A 14,864-nucleotide genomic window follows, 5' to 3' on the forward strand; every position below is an offset into this window, starting at 1 on the left:
GGGATCGCCGTCGGGCGACGCCGGCGCGGGTCCGGACCCGCCGCAGGCGGGCAACAGCGTGAAGGCGAGCGCGATCCACGAGAGCGTGCGTTTCATCGAGTGGCAGACCGCGCTGCCGCGCGGATCTGACGGGCTGCCGCGCCGCGCGGAGTGCGCACGCCTTCGGAGCGTGCCCGTGAGCAGCTCTTCTGCTCGCCCTCGCGGGCAGCGCGCAGGGCCGCGCCACCCCGCCTGCTGGGCCCGCGCCTCCTGAACGAATCGGCCCTCTGAGTCGTACCGCAGCGCGCTGCGCGCCTGCCGCGGGCGCCCGTTACCTCCGGTCGTGGGATGCCCGACGAGCTTCGAAAGGGTCGCGAGTCGTATCGGCATCGAGCGTGGGCGGATGCCTACCACTCGCTCTCGCTCGCGGATGGGGCGACTCCACTCGCAGCCGAGGATCTCGAGCTGCTCGCCTCGGCGGCGTACCTCACCGGCCGGGAGCTCGCTTTTCACAACGCCCTCGACCGTGCTCATCACGCGCATCTCGACGCCGGCGGCCGTGTGCGGGCAGCACGGTGTGCCTTCTGGTCGGGGCTCACTCTCCTTCTCCGGGGCGATACCGCCCAGGCGACCGGATGGCTCGGGCGCGCTCAGCGGCTCGTCGAGGGCGAGGACTGCGTCGAGCACGGCTACCTTCTCCTGCCCGTGGCCGAGCAGCGTCTGGGCGAGGGCGATGGTGCGGGCGCGCACGTAGTGGCTGCGCGCGCCGCCGGGCTGGGCGACCGCTTCCGAGACGCAGACCTGATCGCCTGCGCCCGGCACGTCCAGGGCCGCGCGCTCATCCAGGTAGGCCAGGTCCAGGCCGGACTCGCGCTCCTCGACGAGGCGATGCTCGCCGTCGTCGCGGGCGAGCTGGCGCCCATCATGACCGGGTTGATCTACTGCAGCGTCATCGACGCCTGCCAGGAGCTCCAGGCGCTCCGTCCTGCGCGCGAGTGGACCACCGCGCTGGCCCGCTGGTGCGAGCAGCAACCCCAGCTGGTCGCCTTCACCAGCACGTGTCTCGTGCATCGCGCCGAGATCATGCAGCTGAACGGCGCCTGGACCGAGGCGATGGCGGAGGCCTGCCGCGCCTGCGAGCGGTTCTCCCAAGGGCTCGAGCGCGTTCCTCCAGCGGCGGCGTTCTACCGGCGAGCGGAGCTGCACCGGCTGCGCGGGGAGCTCGCGGCCGCGGAGGAGGCGTACCGCACCGCGAGCCGCCTGGGCCGGGACCCACAGCCGGGCCTCGCGCTGCTGCGGCTCGCCCAGGGCCGCACCGACGCGGCGTCCGCGGCCATCCGCCGCGTCGTCGGCGCGACCCCCGACCCGCTGCAGCGCGCGAAGCTGCTGCCCGCGCAGGTCGAGATCATGCTGGCCGTCGGCGGCGTCGACGAGGCGCGCAGCGCCTGCCGTGCGCTGGAGGAGTGCGCGGAGACCTTCGACACCGAGGTACTGCGAGCGCTGGCCGCGCAGGCGCGAGGCGCGGTCCTCCTGGCCGAACGCGAGGCCCAGGCCGCGCTCGGTGCGCTCCGTCGCGCGTTCGAGCTGTGGCAGCGGGTCGAGGCGCCCTACGAGGCCGCGCGTGTGCGGGCGCTGATGGGACTCGCGTGCCGCTCGCTCGGGGACCACGAGGCGGCCGACCTCGAGCTCGGCGCAGCCAGAGCCGTGTTCGAAGGGCTGGGAGCCTCGCCCGAGCTCGCTCGCCTCGACGCCATCCGTGAGCGTTCGACCCCGGCAGGCCGGTCGCCGCTCACGCCCCGCGAGCTCCAGGTCCTCCGCCTGGTCGCCGCCGGAAGGACGAACAAGGCCATCGCGGCCGAGCTGTTCCTCAGCGAGCGGACCATAGACCGCCACATCAGCAACATCTTCAGGAAGCTGAACGTCCCTTCGCGGGCCGCCGCCACCGCCCACGCCTACGATCGAAAGCTCCTCTGACCGGGTCCGCCGTCCGGCGCTGGGAAAAGTACTCACGCCGCCAGCGCCGCAGAGTGGGTGTTTTCGCCGAAGCGCGCCGGCGGCGCATGCCGCAGGTTCCGCCTGCGGAGGGGTGTCACGACGAGCGAGGAGGATGCCATGACGGAGCCGCAGGCGCGCATCGCTGGTCAGGTGGGGACGCAGCAGGGACGTGACGACCCGGGCGCCGGCGAGGGCGCTCGCGAGCGATTGCTGTCGGGGCTCCCGACCACCGAGCGATGGCTGGACCTGAACGGCGTCTCCACCGCCGTGCTGGAAGGTGGCGACGGACCGTCGGTCGTGCTGCTGCACGGTCCGGGAGAGTACGGGGCCAAGTGGTTCCAGGTGCTGCCGGAGCTCGCGGCCACCCATCACGTCGTCGCGCCCGACCTGCCCGGCCACGGCGCGTCCGAGGTGATCGGCGGCACGCTCGACGCCGAGCGCGTCCTCGGATGGCTCGATGACTTGATCGAGTGCACCTATTCGGCGCCGGCCGCGCTGGTAGGCCACGTCCTCGGAGGCGCCATCGCGGCTCGTTTCGCGATCCACCGCGCCGAGCGGCTGCGGAGCCTGGTGCTCGTCGATTCGCTCGGCCTCGCGGCGTTCCAGCCCGCGCCCGACTTCGCCGCCGCCCTGGGCGAATTCATCACCCAGCCGACGGAGGAGGCGCACGACCGGCTCTGGGGCCAGTGCGCCTTCGATCTGCACGCGATGCGCGATCGGATCGGCGAGCGGTGGGAGTGGATCAAGGCGTACAACCTCGACCGTGCCCGGGCGCCGGGCCTGAGAGCCGCTCAGGAAGCGCTCATGGAACAGTTCGGGTTCGCCGCGATCCCGCCGTCGGAGCTGGCGCGCATCGCCGTTCCGACCTCCCTGGTCTGGGGCCGGCACGACCTCGCGACTCCGCTGTCGGTCGCCGAGACCGTCAGCGCGAGACACGGATGGCCGTTGCGCGTCATCGAGAGCGCCGGCGACGACCCGCCGCTGGAGCAGCCCCGGGCGTTCCTCGAGGCCCTGCACGCCGCGCTCGGCAGCTCGTGACGGCGCTGCCCAGTCGGGGACACGATGCGTCTCAGCTGGCGGGAAGCCGCGCGGGCCCCAGCGCTGCCGAGGCGAGCTACCGGACCCGCGCCACTCGCAGGCGCACCGCCGACAAGAGGAGCGGGAACGAGGCGCGGGCGGGTCGTCGCGACCCGCTTCGTCGAGCTCTGCTCGACCCACACGTCCGACGACGTCCGTATACTGGGCCGAGCGCGGCTAACCTCGGCCATTGCCGGCCGGTTCTGCGCATGGAACAGGGGGGATTTCGAGCAGTTGTGCTCTGGACCGTGCCACTCGCCGTCGGTCCATCACCGGCGCACGAGCCGCTTCACCGCCTCCACTTCTCGGCACCCGAGCGCCTCGCACAAGATGCGGCGCGCCTTCCTGACCTCGGTCCAGAAGAAGAAGCTCATCAGGGAGTACCCGGTCAGCATCATCCCTCCGACCACCGCGAGTCCGACGCCGACCCCAGCAGCTCGGCCAGACGGACCGAAGCCTTCCGCGAAGCCCACTCGCAGGAAGATGACGGCGACCGTGAGGAGTACACCGAACCAGAGCGCCATGAAGGCGCCGACGAGCAGGCTCAGGCGCATCTTCACCCGGACCTCCGTTCCTCCGGCGAAAGGAGCGATGTCGCCCAGGATGACCGGCTGCCAGGAGTTGTGGCGTGGCAAGCCGAAGAAGGGGTTCAACACCCGAACCACCTTGAAGCGTCGGCCCTGGACCGACCCGCGAAAGGGTTCGGGAGGTGGCGCTAGCGAGAACCATGCTGTCGCCACCTGCGTAACGAGCTTCGCTTCGACGACATCGGGAAGGTTCTCGGAGCGGAGCGTCAGGCGCTCGAACGGGAGGAGCCGCACCCTGAAATCCTACAACCGCCAGCGGCACCGCGTGGTGAGCTAGATGCCCGCGCGTAGGAGCCGCGCTGTCGAGCGTGCGCGCGGCCTCGGCCACAGGGCCCCCCCGCCTCCACCAAGTCGCGCGCGGCGTGCAGCAGGATGGGAGAGGCGGGCGGTCGCCCCAGACACTTCCCCTGGCGCCTCGCCCGCTCCAGCCCGGCCTTCGTCCTATCGATAGGGCGCGTGCGCTTCTCCTCCGCGACCCAGCCGAAGATGCCGACGAGCAGCGCGCGCTCTGGGCCGCTGCGGCTCCGTGCGCGAGCTGCAGGCGCCGCGCTGCGCCCCTCCCGCCGCGCGGGCGCGGACACCGGCGAGGGTGAGAGACGTGCTGTTCCTGTAGACTCCCCCCGTGCCCCGCCGCCCCACCGTCCTCCTCGCCCTGCTCGGCGACCCGGGACCCGCGACCCGAGCCGCGCTGGGCGGCTTCGAGCGGTGGTTCCGCGAGGGGCTGGAGCCCGCCGCGGACGTGCGACTCGTCCACCGGCAGGGCGTGCGCGACGCGGCCGCGACCGCCGACGGGATCGTGGTCACCGGCTCGTACGCAAGCCTGACCGAGCGCGCGCCCTGGATGATCACGCTCGGCGACGCGCTCCTCGAGGCCTCGGAGCGCATCCCCGTGCTCGGCGTCTGCTTCGGCCACCAGCTCCTCGCCGCGGCGCTCGGCGGCGTGGTGGAGCGGAACCCGCGCGGCCCGGAGGTTGGCACGTGCGAGGTCGCGCTCACCGGGGCAGGCCGGGCCGACCCGCTGCTCGAGGGGCTCCCCGAGCAGCTCGCCGTCCAGCAGTTCCACGAGGACCACGTGGCGGCCGTCCCGCCCAGCGCGGTCCTCCTCGCGAGCGGCGACCACACGCCCGTGCAGGCGTTCGGGCGCGGGCCGCGGCTGCGCGCCGTCCAGTTCCACCCCGAGTTCGACGCGGCGCGGGTTCGCGCCATGGCGAACGAGGAGCGGTCCTGGGTTGAGCGCGGGCGCCCCGGTCGCCACGCCGAGGTGGTGGCGGCGCTGCGCGAGGCGCCCGAGGCGGCGGGGCTCCTGCGCCGGTGGGTCGAGCGATTCGTGTAAGGGAGACCGGCAAAAAAGAGAAGAGGGGCTGGCGTTGCCGCCAACCCCTCTCATTTACGCGAGCGGGAAAAGGGATTTGAATCGGGGATAACGCGTGCCGTTACGAAGACTTCGCCAAGCCGTCCGGCAGGTGACCGCCGTCCGCGCGAGCGCGTCGGCGAGCGGAAACCATGGATGAGGTCCGTTCATCTCTCGGCAGCGCTCGGAGGGCTTTCAAGCCTACACGCCGCGCAGCTTCACAACCTTGCCCCCCACCCGCGCGACGACTTGGAGCTCTCCGCCGAGCCCTTCGACATACCGCCGCAGAGTCGACAACAGGTGATCCTCGCGTCGCTCGGCTCGCGACAACTCCGACTGTTTCATCTTCGCAGCGCGGGCTACCTGCTCCTGGGTCTTGCCGGTTGCCTGCCGGAGCTCGCGAAGGTTCATCTCGAGGATCTCGCGCTCCGCGAATCGCTCGGCCTCGGCGATCTCCTCGCGCGTGAAGAGCCTCTTCTCGATCTGCTTCCAGCTCTTGGTCTTGGCCTTCATCGCCCGCGTCCCTTCTCCAGTTCGTCGAGGTGCGCCTCCCATAGCTGCTCAGCCCTGGAGATCGTCCGTTCGTAGAAGCGCTTGTCGTTCCCCTTGTCGCCGCCGAGCAGGAGCAACGCCTCCCGCCTAGGATCGAACGCGTAGATGATCCGGAGCGGGCTTCCACCGCGTTTCGGGCGAAGCTCGCGCAGCGGGTGCTTCGTCCCCTTGAGGGCGCTCGGATACGGCTCGCCGAGCGCAACGCCCACCTGCTCGAGGATCTTCACGACTTGAAGCACGGCCTTCTGCTCTCGGTGGCTCAAGCCCTCGATCCACTGCTCGAACTCGTCGGTCGCATTGACGACGGCCATGCGGTCCTCTACTGCTCCCGTCCGACATCGAGCCGACCGAATATAAGCTGTGGCTCATATGTCGTCAAGCTCATATCCGAGCTGCCGCGGATGGCCGACTTCGCCCGTCTGGGCGTCGCTCTGGAGCGCGCGCTCGGCTGGCCGGCGCCTCGTTCATCGACGCCTACACGGACGCGAACAGCGCCGCGCACGACGTTGCCTCGACGTGTTGCGGCCCCTGCTGAACGACGGTCGCCGTCCCGCGCGCACTGGCGCACTCCGGGACGGTGGGCCAACCGGTGCCGCCTGGGGCGGTCATGGGGCCGTCCACCACCGCGGAGCAGGACGTGCAGCACGGCATCAGCATCATCCCGCCGCCGGCGACCACGGCGGTGGAGACGTAGACCTAGACCTAGACCTAGACCAATAGACCCGGACTCAGAGTAATGACGTTCTTGCTGTGACGCGCTGGGTAACCGCCCGGGGATCGACGTCTGGCAGGGCCGACCGGCCGGGCTGATGCTCCTCCGCTCACGACGGAGGACGGCATGGCCGAGCAGGATCGGACGCGGTGGACGAAGCTTGTGGCGGACTTCGAGTCGAGCGACCTGACGCAGCGCGACTTCGCGACGGAGCGCGGGATCTCACTCAGCCACCTGCGGTACTGGATCTACCGGCTCCGCAAGGAGTCGCGTCCGCTCGTGACGGAGGCGGCCAGGTCGTCCGATCAAGCCCCCGTGCAGGTGACCGCGGAGAAGGGCTCGCGTCTGCTGCCGGTGCGCGTGGTAGCGTCCGCGGCGAAGCCGCGGACCACCGTGATCGCGGCGGCCGGCGGCGACGAGCTCCTCGAGCTGGCCCTCCCGTCCGGCGTCCGAGTCCGCTTCCCCGCGGGAACCGACCTTCGGTACCTCCGGGCCCTCGCCGCGGCGCTGTAGCCCGTGATCACCATCCCGCGGTCGGTCCGCATCTTCATCGGGAAGAACCCGATAGACATGCGGAAGTCCATCGACGGCCTGATGAGCGTGGTCCAGGAGGAGCTCCGCCAGGACGCCTACTCGGGCCATCTCTTCGTGTTCCTGTCGAGGCGCGCGGACCGCGTGAAGATCCTCGCCTGGGACAAGGGCGGCTTCGTCCTTCTCTACAAGCGACTCGAGCGCGGGCAGTTCAAACTGCCGCACATCGGGCAGGACACGATGGCCGTCGAGATCGACTCGACACAGCTCGCGATGCTGCTCGACGGGATCGAGTTCGGCCGCGTTCGTCGGCCCGCGCACTGGGAGCCGCCGTCCCAGGCGGATCGTCCCGCCTGCCGTCCCATGGACAAGCCGATCTGAGTGTGATCGAACATGGTTGATGGGGAGCGGCGATCACGACTGCGAGTGGCGCGAGCGGGCCGAGAGCCTTGCCGTTCAGCTCGACGCCGCGCAGAAGACCATCGCCTCCCAGACGCAGACGATCCAGGCCCAGAGCGAGTCGCTCACGAAGCTGAGCGAGCAGTTCGCATCGGTAAAGGGCACCGTCGAGAAGCTCCAGCGGCACGTCTTCGGGAAGCGCTCCGAGAAGATTACGCCGCTCGCGACGGCGCTCCGTGACCCCGCGCGCGCCGAGGCCGACCGCATCGCGGCGCTGCAGACGCGGCGGGAGAACGCGGAGAAGAAGCGCCAACTCGTCACCCGGAAGATCGAGCACAAGGTCCGCGAGGACCAGAAGGTCTGTCCGAAGTGCGGAGGCCGAGACTTCTCAAAGCTCGGCGACGGGGCCATGAGCGAGCTGTACGAGCTCGTTCCGGCGATCGTGGAGCGACAGCTCCACATCCAGGAGAAGTTGCGCTGCAAGTGCGGCGAGACCGTCATCACCGCGGACGGGCCGACGAAGGTCTTCGACAAGGCCCGCGTCGGACCCACCTTCATGGCGCAGGTCGCGGTGTCGAAGTGCGCCGACGCGTTGCCCCTTCATCGCCAGGCAAAGGCGTACAGGCGCGTCGGCGTACAGGTGAACGACTCGACGCTCGGCGACTACTTCCACCGCACGGCCGAGATCACCAAACCCATCTCCGACCGGCTGCTCGACGTGGTCGCGGAGAAGGAGATCGTCCTCGCCGACGAGACGTCGCACCGCGTGCAGGCGAAGGGGAAGACGCGCCGCTCGTGGCTCTGGAGCTTCATCGCAAAGGACGAGGACGAGCGCGAGATGATCGCGTACGTCTTCTCGCCGAGCCGCTCGAGCGAGACGCCCGAGCGCGTGCTGGAGGGCACCTCCGGCAAGCTCGTCGCCGACGCGTACAAGGGCTACGACCGCGTGACCATGCCCGGCCGGCGTGTCCGCGCCGGCTGCCTCGCGCACGTCCGCCGGAAGTTCTTCGATGCCCAGTCCGTCGCGCCCGATGCCGCGAAGCAGGCGATGGACTTCATCCTCGAGGTCTACAAGATCGAGCGGGCCGCGCTCGACGCCGATCTCCTCGGCACGCCCGAGCACCTGGAGATGCGCCAGAGCGCGAGCCGCGCGGTGATGGACGACTTCAAGGCGTGGCTCGACGCGGAGCAGCCACGGCATCCGCCGAAGGGGCCGATGGGCGAGGCGATCAACTACGCGCTCGGCCAGTGGGACGCGCTGACGCTCTTCCTCACCGATCCGCACCTGCCCATCGACAACAACGCCTCCGAGCGCGCGCTCCGCGTGGCCGCGCTCGGACGGAAGAACTTCCTCTTCGTCGGCACGAACGAAGCCGGCGAGAACCTCGCCGGCCTGTACTCGCTCATCGCGACCTGCGAAGCGAACGGCGTGAACCCAGTCGACTACCTCGCCGACGTGCTCATCCGCGTGCAGACGCACCCGGCCTCGCAGATCGACGAGCTGCTGCCGCACAACTGGACGCCCCCACCGATACGCGCGCCCTCGTGACGTCGCCTGGTGCACGGTCCGATGTAGCATCGGCTCGCCGGCGGATCCTTTCGGAGGTCGACGGGCATGGATGTGGAACGCTTTTTGGACCCAGGGTACCAGTTCGTTCGGGCTTGCCTCGTCGATGAGAAGGGCTTTCCGCCGTTTGCGGTGCTCTTGGCTCCCGATCAGACGACGTCAACGCTCATCGCGGACGATGGCAACATCGAGACCGTTCGAGCGGCTATTGTTAACCGCGACCGGAGCGGCATTCTCGCGGTCGGGCTCTTCTCGATGGTCGACCTGCAAGCCGAACAAGGAGCCACGCAGCGCGCCATCTGCCTTCATCTCGACGTGCCGCAGGGCTTGAACAGAATCGTTCTCACGCCGTATCGGCTCGAAGGCGGCACACTCGTGACGGGGCAGCGTTCATCGTCGAGGCTTCGGAGCGGATCCTGCCGGCACGTTGAATCGACGCATCGAATCCGGCCGCAACACGTCGATCACCGGCCGGTTACCGCGCTGGCGCTCGCTGCAAGGTCGCGGACGCTGTCGCATCGCGCACTTACGCACGCATTCCGTGACGCGGTCGTCGTGCGTCACCAAGCGTCACGAATACTATGGGTTGGGGCCTTGGGGCCCTTCGGTCACGAATCGTCGGGTGACGGTGCGCATCAGTCGGAGCGGCGAAGCCTCAGGCCGGAGACTCCGTACACGACGACTCGGTGCTCGATGAGACGCTGGATCGCTTGCTTGATCCGCGGCGTCCCGTCCTGGGTACGCCGCAGTCCTAGCGCCTCGCGGACCTCCGCCGCGAGGTCATCCTCCGCCATCGAGCCGGCGCGGTCGAGAATCAGCCGTACAGCTTCCTCGAGTTCCTCGAGCGCGACCCACTCTGCGCCCTGGTTCAGGATCGCCCTGTTCCTCGGCCGCACTGGCGACGAATCTGCGTAAAGGAAACCGTCCTTGCGGCTGACCATGCCTGGCCTGGTAGCGGCGCGGATGCCCTGCTCGGCAGCAGAGACGAGGCGCGTGCCGCGCCGTTCGTGGTTCCAGAACTCAATGAGCCGATCCACGACCTCGTCATAGTGAATCGGCCCCTCGACCGCGACAATGCGGGCAGCCTCCTGCGCGACCGTTGCGGCGTTCGCCTCGGCCAACGAGGTGCGGTACATCCGTCCGGCGGAAGCCTTCCTGTACACCGGCAGTTCGGGGCGGACGAACGGCGCCTCGTCGCCCTCGATCTGAAGAGCCGGTTGAGCGGCCGTCGGAACGGGCGGTGGCTCTGGGCCGTCCTCCACCGGCTGGGAGAGCACGGAGTCGGGTACCACGACGTCCGGTTCGTGGAGGCGCTCGCCCAACTCGGCCAGCGTCCTCTTCAGCCGCTCCAGCGTTCGAGAGCGGTCCCTGAACCAGTCCGTCGACCAGACGCGGATGATGACCCAGCCGCGCTGCTCCAGAACGTGCTGGCGCAGCCGGTCTCGGTCCCGTGCGCATGGTGCGGCGTGGTAAGCGGCTCCGTCGCACTCCACGCCCGCAAGGTAGATGCCGGGCCGATCGCGGTTCCGCACGCCGATGTCGATGCGGTACGCGCCGACCCCGACCTGGCGATCGACGAAGTATCCCATGTCCGCGAGCGCTTCACCGACCTCGTCCTCGAACGGGCTCTCGGCGTCCGCCACCGTTCCTGTCGCGGACGCCATCATCTTCCCCGTCTCCGCGAACCGTAGGAAGTCGGCCAGGAGCGCGGGGCCCTGGGTGGCGACGGATGTCGGGTTGATGTCGGCGGCCCGCAGCGAGCTGAAGACCCGCATCTGCTTGCGCGCACGGCTCACCAGCACGTTGAGGCGCCGCCAGCCATTTTCACGGTTCAGCGGGCCGAAGTTGTACCGGAGCCTGCCGTCCGGCTGCTTGCCATAGGTGACGCTCAAGAAGATGACGTCTCGCTCGTCGCCCTGAATGTTCTCGAGGTTCTTGACGAAGAACGGCTCGTGCCTCGCTCGATCGAAAAACTCCTCCAGCGAGGGGTCTTCCCTTCGGATCCGCTCGAGCTCGTCCCAGATCGCCATCTGCTGACGTTGGCTGAACGTTCCGACCCCGAGCGTGAGGTCGGGCTTCGTCTTGAAGTGCTCGACGACTGCGTTAGCGATCCGGCTCGCCTCGGCAGGATTCAAACCCGCGCCGACGTACTGACCGTCCTCGACAAACTCGAACCTGACTCCACGATCCGGCGCGTCGGTGGCGGCGCTGGGGAAGACAACGAGCCGGTTGCCGTAGAACTTCTCGTTCGAAAACTGGATGAGCGACTCGTGAGCGCTCCGGTAGTGCCACTCGAGGTGCGCCTGGTGAAGGCCGACGCCCTGGAACTCCTCGAGCACGCTCTCGGTCTCCTCGAGCACCGGCGCGCCCTCCTCGTCCACGTGGGAGGCGGCGGCGCCCGCCTGAACCGCGAAAAAGTTCGTGGGCGGCAGCTGCTTCGGGTCACCCACCACGACGAGCTTCTTCCCGCGAGAGACCGCGGCCACGGCGTCCTCGGTCGGAAGCTGGCTCGCCTCGTCGAACACGACCAAATCGAAGTCCGCGGTGGGCACAAGGAACTGCGACACGCTGAGCGGGCTCATGAGGAAGCATGGCTTGAGCGCCATTACCGCCTCGCGCGCCTCCCGCAGGATCACCCTGAGCGGCCGGTGTCGTTTCTGCTTCGCGAGCTCCTTCGACAGGAACGTGCGGTGGGCCGAGGAGCTGCTCGCGAACCGCCGCTGCCCCGTTTCCCGGAGCCGCGAGACTAGCTCGCCCTGCTTCTCCGCAAGGAGCTGCGTGTCGAGCTTCTGGAACTGGCGCCGGCGCTCTTCGTGAGTGCCAATCGTGAAGTCCGCGAGTGCCGGGACGGACGGAAGCACCGCATCGAGCCACGAACCGTAGAGTGCGCGCCGGAACGCCGCGCCGACGTGGTCCGGCGCGATCTCTCCTCGAAAGGCCGCCTCGGCAATCGCTGCGGCTGGCGAGTGAGCGAGCCCGTTGGCCGCTCGGACGAATGCTGCCCAAGAGGCTCCCAGCGTCAGGTCCCGAGTGACCTCGCCCAGCCGAGACCGAACCCAGGCGACCGGTTCGTTCTCAAGGTACCCTTGGCGCCACGCGAGCAGCTGACGAACCTCCGCGAGCGCGTCCGTGAGGGCGTTTGCGGTACGCGCGAGTTCCGTCGGAAGACTGTCCCCCTGCGCGTTGCGTTGAGCGCGTTCGTACCCCGCTTCGCCGAGGGTGCCGTGACGGGCGACGAGCGCATGGAAACGTGCGAGCCAATCGAGACGCTTCTCGAGGTCCCCCCAGTCCGAGGCGGCGCCACGCCAGTCACTCCCGAACCATTCTCGGGCATCCGCATGCGCGTCCAGAGCTTCACTTCTGCGGCGCCAGCTTGGAACCGCCTTGAGGTCCGCGACCTGCTCGACGACACCGAGCTTCCCGCCATCGCGGCGCATGGCCTTCATGCGCCGCCGCACGTCGCGATACCGGGGAGCGAAGAAGGCCAGGAACGCGAACGCGGAGCCGAGCTTCGCATCGACGTACCCGAGGTCGTCCTCGGATAGCGACTCGATCATCTCGCCCCGGTACTTCTCCGCGATCCGCGCCGTGAACGCGGCCACCTGCCGGCCTTCCTTGATGAGCTCCGTCGTGTCGCGCGGTGGCGAAGCCCAGGCTGGGTCTCGCAGGAGGGCAAGATTGATGCCGGGCGACGCATCGAGGTGCTCTGCGAGCTCGACGATCTCGGGAACGCTCCGAATCGTCGCGGGCTCGCGAACTCCGAACCGCTCATGGACCTTTCGGGCCTGGGCGACGAAGTCCTCGGCGAGTTTCGCCGTGACCCCGACAACCTGCCCGATGCGCTCAGCGATCGATTCCGAGAAGGCGGTGATCCTCGACTCCCGCCATCCGTTCTTCCCGACGGGAGCAACCGCGACCCCCTGGGTCTCGACGTGCCGGGTCCGCTCCCGCAGGTCCGCGAGGTGGTCAGCGGTGAGCGCCCGCGGATCGCCCGGATACGGGAATCTCGGGGCGTCGTAGACCGCCTCGAACGCGCCGACGGCCTCGTAGGTCGTGCAGTTGAGGGCCGTCCGCCGCGTGTGGACCTCGCGCGCGTACGCATTGAGGTGCCCGCGCGCCCTGGCGAGCTCGGTGGCGCTCTTGACGACTCCCTTCGTGGCATCGCCGCTCCGCTCGAGCGCGGTCCGGAGCGATTCGATCACGTCCGACTTGCGGGCCTTGGTCGAGTGAAGCTCGAGGCAGAACTCCCCGAGACGCGCGTCCACGAGACGCCGGTGGACGACCTCGAGCGCCGCCATCTTCTCGCTCACGAAGAGGACGCGCTTGCCGGCACCGATCGCATCGGCGATCAGGTTCGTGATCGTCTGGCTCTTCCCCGTTCCCGGCGGTCCGTGGATGACGAGGTCGTGCCCGGCCGCGACGGCGGCGATCGCGCGCAGCTGTGACGAGTCGGCATCGACAACCTGGTTCGTGATCTCCGGCGGGTACTCGGCGTCGAGATCGAGCCCCTTGATCTCCGCTGGCAGATCGTGCGCGGGTTCTCCTTCCTTCAGCACCACCCTGCGGACGAGGGGATGCATGGCGAACGCTGCCTCGTTCTGCTCGATGTCCTTGTAGATCACGAGCTTCTGGAAACTGAACGGAGCGAGGACGATCTGGTCGGTGACTCGCCACCTTTTCGAGTTGCTTCACGCGCTCCGCGACCGCCGTGAAGAACGGGACGAGGTCGAACGACTGCTCGTCGTCGCCCGGCTCCGGGATGACGGGAAACGAGTCGAACTGGTGGATGCGGCGCAGGTACTCCACGAGCGATGGATTCACCATCGGCTCGTCTTCCGCGAGCATGAGCTTGTATCCCGCCTTCGCGCTTGCACGCTCGAGGGTGACGGGGACGAGAACGAGCGGCGCCCGCAACGGTTCCTGGGATGAGTCCGATTCCGTGTAGTGCAGGAACCCCAGCGCGAGGAAGACCGTATTGACGCCCTGCTCCTCGATGCTCATCCGCTGCTGCTCGGCGATGCGGCGAAGGCTGAGGTCGAGGCCCTCGGGCGTCGTGTGGCACTGGAGGATCGTGTCGCGGTGCTGGTCGGTGACGTCCTCGCGCTCGTATGGCGTGAACCCAGGGGCGGCGACGTCTCCCGTGGCCTCGGCTTCCGGCAGACCAAGCTCGAGTCCGAGTTGCCCTTCGCCGGCCTCTGCCGGCTGGGGTCTCTCGCCGTCCTTGGCGGAGGGGAGCACCGCCGAGAAGGTGAAGGGCCGCTCCTCCCCCACGAGCAGCCGGTACACCTCAGCAGGCTTCTCATCGACGATCGTGAGCGTCGAAACCTTCGTCGGGCGGTAGTTCAGCGCACGGTTACGCCCCGTCAGATCCAGAAGCCGACCGCGCCACGTGGCGAACGCGCGTTCAAGGAGGCGTTGCTGGCGTTGCCTCGCCGCATCCACGGGTGCTTCCGTGTATGAGGCCGCTCCGGATTGTTCGCTGGGCATGCGGGAACTCTCCCGAACGTCGCGCGTTCCCCTCGGAGCCTAGCACGAGGCCGGACGCGACCGTTTCGCCAGTGAGTGCGAATGAGACCCCCGACCCAGAGTAATGACGTTCTTGCTGTGACGCGAAGGTGTGTCGTGAGACACGACACTTTCGCGTCCCACCTTGTCATGCGCAGCGTGGCCCTGAAGGCCGTCCAGGAGCTCCTGGGGCATGCCACCATCGACGTGACGATGAGGTACGCACACCTCTCGCCGAACGTGAAGAGGGACGCGGTCCGGCTGCTCGATGGGCCCTCGACTTCGGCGCGCTACGCGCGCCTACGTTCGGGACGAACTGGGGCGCGGACCGCCCGCGGTTCGACAGGCTCACCGCGAGCAGAGAGGAGCGACCCACCAGCGGAGAGGAACGGGCACCCATGACTAGGCGCCGCTTCCGCGGTTCCCGACGGGCACGGAGCAGAAAATGAAAAAGCCCCCGGCGGACCGGGGGCTTGACTGGAGCGGGAAAAGGGATTTGAACCCTCGACCCTCGCCTTGGCAAGGCGATGCTCTACCACTGAGCTATTCCCGCAGAATTCCTGCGAAGGACGCCGGTTATAGAGGCCCTCCGGGATGGTGTCAAGGGTC

General features: G+C 68.8%; 12 protein-coding genes, 1 tRNA gene and 1 pseudogene. 8 read left to right on the forward strand and 6 right to left on the reverse strand.

Features of this window, described 5'->3' with window-relative positions; translation table 11 throughout:
* The first annotated feature begins 684 nt into the window (after positions 1-684).
* Positions 685-1,953, forward strand: a complete 1,269-nt coding sequence (locus ANAE109_RS25905; protein ID WP_234945183.1) for a LuxR family transcriptional regulator — start codon at positions 685-687, stop codon at positions 1,951-1,953.
* A gap of 138 nt (positions 1,954-2,091) precedes the next feature.
* The gene (locus ANAE109_RS18845) at positions 2,092-3,012 is read left to right on the forward strand and encodes an alpha/beta fold hydrolase (protein WP_012098474.1); all 921 of its coding nucleotides are present in this window, start codon (positions 2,092-2,094) and stop codon (positions 3,010-3,012) included.
* A gap of 308 nt (positions 3,013-3,320) precedes the next feature.
* On the opposite strand, the gene ANAE109_RS18850 is transcribed toward ANAE109_RS18845, so the two are convergent.
* Positions 3,321-3,872, reverse strand: a complete 552-nt coding sequence (locus ANAE109_RS18850) for a hypothetical protein (protein WP_041448508.1) — start codon at positions 3,870-3,872, stop codon at positions 3,321-3,323.
* 388 nt (positions 3,873-4,260) lie between these two features.
* Here ANAE109_RS18850 and ANAE109_RS18855 point away from each other — a divergent pair, with 388 nt between their 5' ends.
* The gene (locus tag ANAE109_RS18855; RefSeq protein WP_012098477.1) at positions 4,261-4,971 is read left to right on the forward strand and encodes a gamma-glutamyl-gamma-aminobutyrate hydrolase family protein; all 711 of its coding nucleotides are present in this window, start codon (positions 4,261-4,263) and stop codon (positions 4,969-4,971) included.
* Between the two features lie 219 nt (positions 4,972-5,190).
* On the opposite strand, the gene ANAE109_RS18860 is transcribed toward ANAE109_RS18855, so the two are convergent.
* Positions 5,191-5,502: a helix-turn-helix domain-containing protein gene (locus ANAE109_RS18860; protein ID WP_012098478.1), complete on the reverse strand. Its 312-nt coding sequence runs from the start codon at positions 5,500-5,502 to the stop codon at positions 5,191-5,193.
* The gene (locus ANAE109_RS18865) at positions 5,499-5,852 is read right to left on the reverse strand and encodes a type II toxin-antitoxin system RelE/ParE family toxin (RefSeq protein ID WP_012098479.1); all 354 of its coding nucleotides are present in this window, start codon (positions 5,850-5,852) and stop codon (positions 5,499-5,501) included. The genes ANAE109_RS18860 and ANAE109_RS18865 overlap by 4 nt, the downstream gene beginning before the upstream one ends.
* 527 nt (positions 5,853-6,379) lie before the next feature.
* Here ANAE109_RS18865 and ANAE109_RS18870 point away from each other — a divergent pair.
* Genes ANAE109_RS18870 through ANAE109_RS18880 form a run of 3 tightly spaced genes read left to right on the forward strand, consistent with a single transcriptional unit; the run spans position 6,380 to position 8,732 of the window.
* A complete protein-coding gene (locus ANAE109_RS18870; RefSeq protein WP_012098482.1) occupies positions 6,380-6,766 on the forward strand; it encodes a hypothetical protein in 387 nt (128 codons plus the stop codon).
* A 3-nt stretch (positions 6,767-6,769) separates the two neighbouring features.
* Positions 6,770-7,165 (forward strand): IS66 family insertion sequence element accessory protein TnpB, encoded by a 396-nt coding sequence (gene tnpB, locus ANAE109_RS24670; protein ID WP_012098484.1) that lies wholly within the window; start codon positions 6,770-6,772, stop codon positions 7,163-7,165.
* A 19-nt stretch (positions 7,166-7,184) separates the two neighbouring features.
* Positions 7,185-8,732, forward strand: coding sequence for an IS66-like element ISAnsp12 family transposase (locus ANAE109_RS18880; protein ID WP_012098485.1), 1,548 nt, complete (start codon positions 7,185-7,187; stop codon positions 8,730-8,732).
* Positions 8,733-9,385: 653 nt separating this feature from the next.
* Here the strand turns inward: ANAE109_RS18880 and ANAE109_RS18885 are convergent.
* Positions 9,386-13,372, reverse strand: a complete 3,987-nt coding sequence (locus tag ANAE109_RS18885) for a DUF3320 domain-containing protein (protein ID WP_012098486.1) — start codon at positions 13,370-13,372, stop codon at positions 9,386-9,388.
* Between the two features lie 40 nt (positions 13,373-13,412).
* Between ANAE109_RS18885 and ANAE109_RS25625 the strand changes: the two genes are divergently transcribed.
* A complete protein-coding gene (locus tag ANAE109_RS25625) occupies positions 13,413-13,679 on the forward strand; it encodes a hypothetical protein (protein ID WP_012098487.1) in 267 nt (88 codons plus the stop codon).
* On the opposite strand, the pseudogene ANAE109_RS26210 reads toward ANAE109_RS25625, so the two are convergent.
* Positions 13,605-14,237: pseudogene (locus ANAE109_RS26210) on the reverse strand (DUF4011 domain-containing protein); the annotation flags it as partial. The gene ANAE109_RS25625 and the pseudogene ANAE109_RS26210 sit on opposite strands and share 75 nt — an antisense overlap.
* An 81-nt stretch (positions 14,238-14,318) precedes the next feature.
* Here ANAE109_RS26210 and ANAE109_RS26215 point away from each other — a divergent pair.
* On the forward strand, positions 14,319-14,657 hold the full coding sequence (locus ANAE109_RS26215) for a tyrosine-type recombinase/integrase (RefSeq protein ID WP_083776960.1): 339 nt from the start codon (positions 14,319-14,321) through the stop codon (positions 14,655-14,657).
* A 76-nt stretch (positions 14,658-14,733) separates the two neighbouring features.
* On the opposite strand, the gene ANAE109_RS18900 is transcribed toward ANAE109_RS26215, so the two are convergent.
* Positions 14,734-14,808, reverse strand: a tRNA-Gly gene (locus ANAE109_RS18900).
* Positions 14,809-14,864 lie beyond the last annotated feature (56 nt).

This window comes from Anaeromyxobacter sp. Fw109-5 (assembly GCF_000017505.1).
GTDB lineage: Bacteria > Myxococcota > Myxococcia > Myxococcales > Anaeromyxobacteraceae > Anaeromyxobacter.

Bases quoted from the DNA above. Each gene is read 5' to 3' on its own strand.
- ANAE109_RS18870 (WP_012098482.1), top strand. From the start codon at position 6,380: ATGGCCGAGCAGGATCGGACGCGGTGGACGAAGCTTGTGGCGGACTTC.
- ANAE109_RS26215 (WP_083776960.1), top strand. From the start codon at position 14,319: ATGAGACCCCCGACCCAGAGTAATGACGTTCTTGCTGTGACGCGAAGG.
- ANAE109_RS18860 (WP_012098478.1), bottom strand. From the start codon at position 5,502: ATGAAGGCCAAGACCAAGAGCTGGAAGCAGATCGAGAAGAGGCTCTTC.
- ANAE109_RS18865 (WP_012098479.1), bottom strand. From the start codon at position 5,852: ATGGCCGTCGTCAATGCGACCGACGAGTTCGAGCAGTGGATCGAGGGC.
- ANAE109_RS18845 (WP_012098474.1), top strand. From the start codon at position 2,092: ATGACGGAGCCGCAGGCGCGCATCGCTGGTCAGGTGGGGACGCAGCAG.
- ANAE109_RS18880 (WP_012098485.1), top strand. From the start codon at position 7,185: ATGGGGAGCGGCGATCACGACTGCGAGTGGCGCGAGCGGGCCGAGAGC.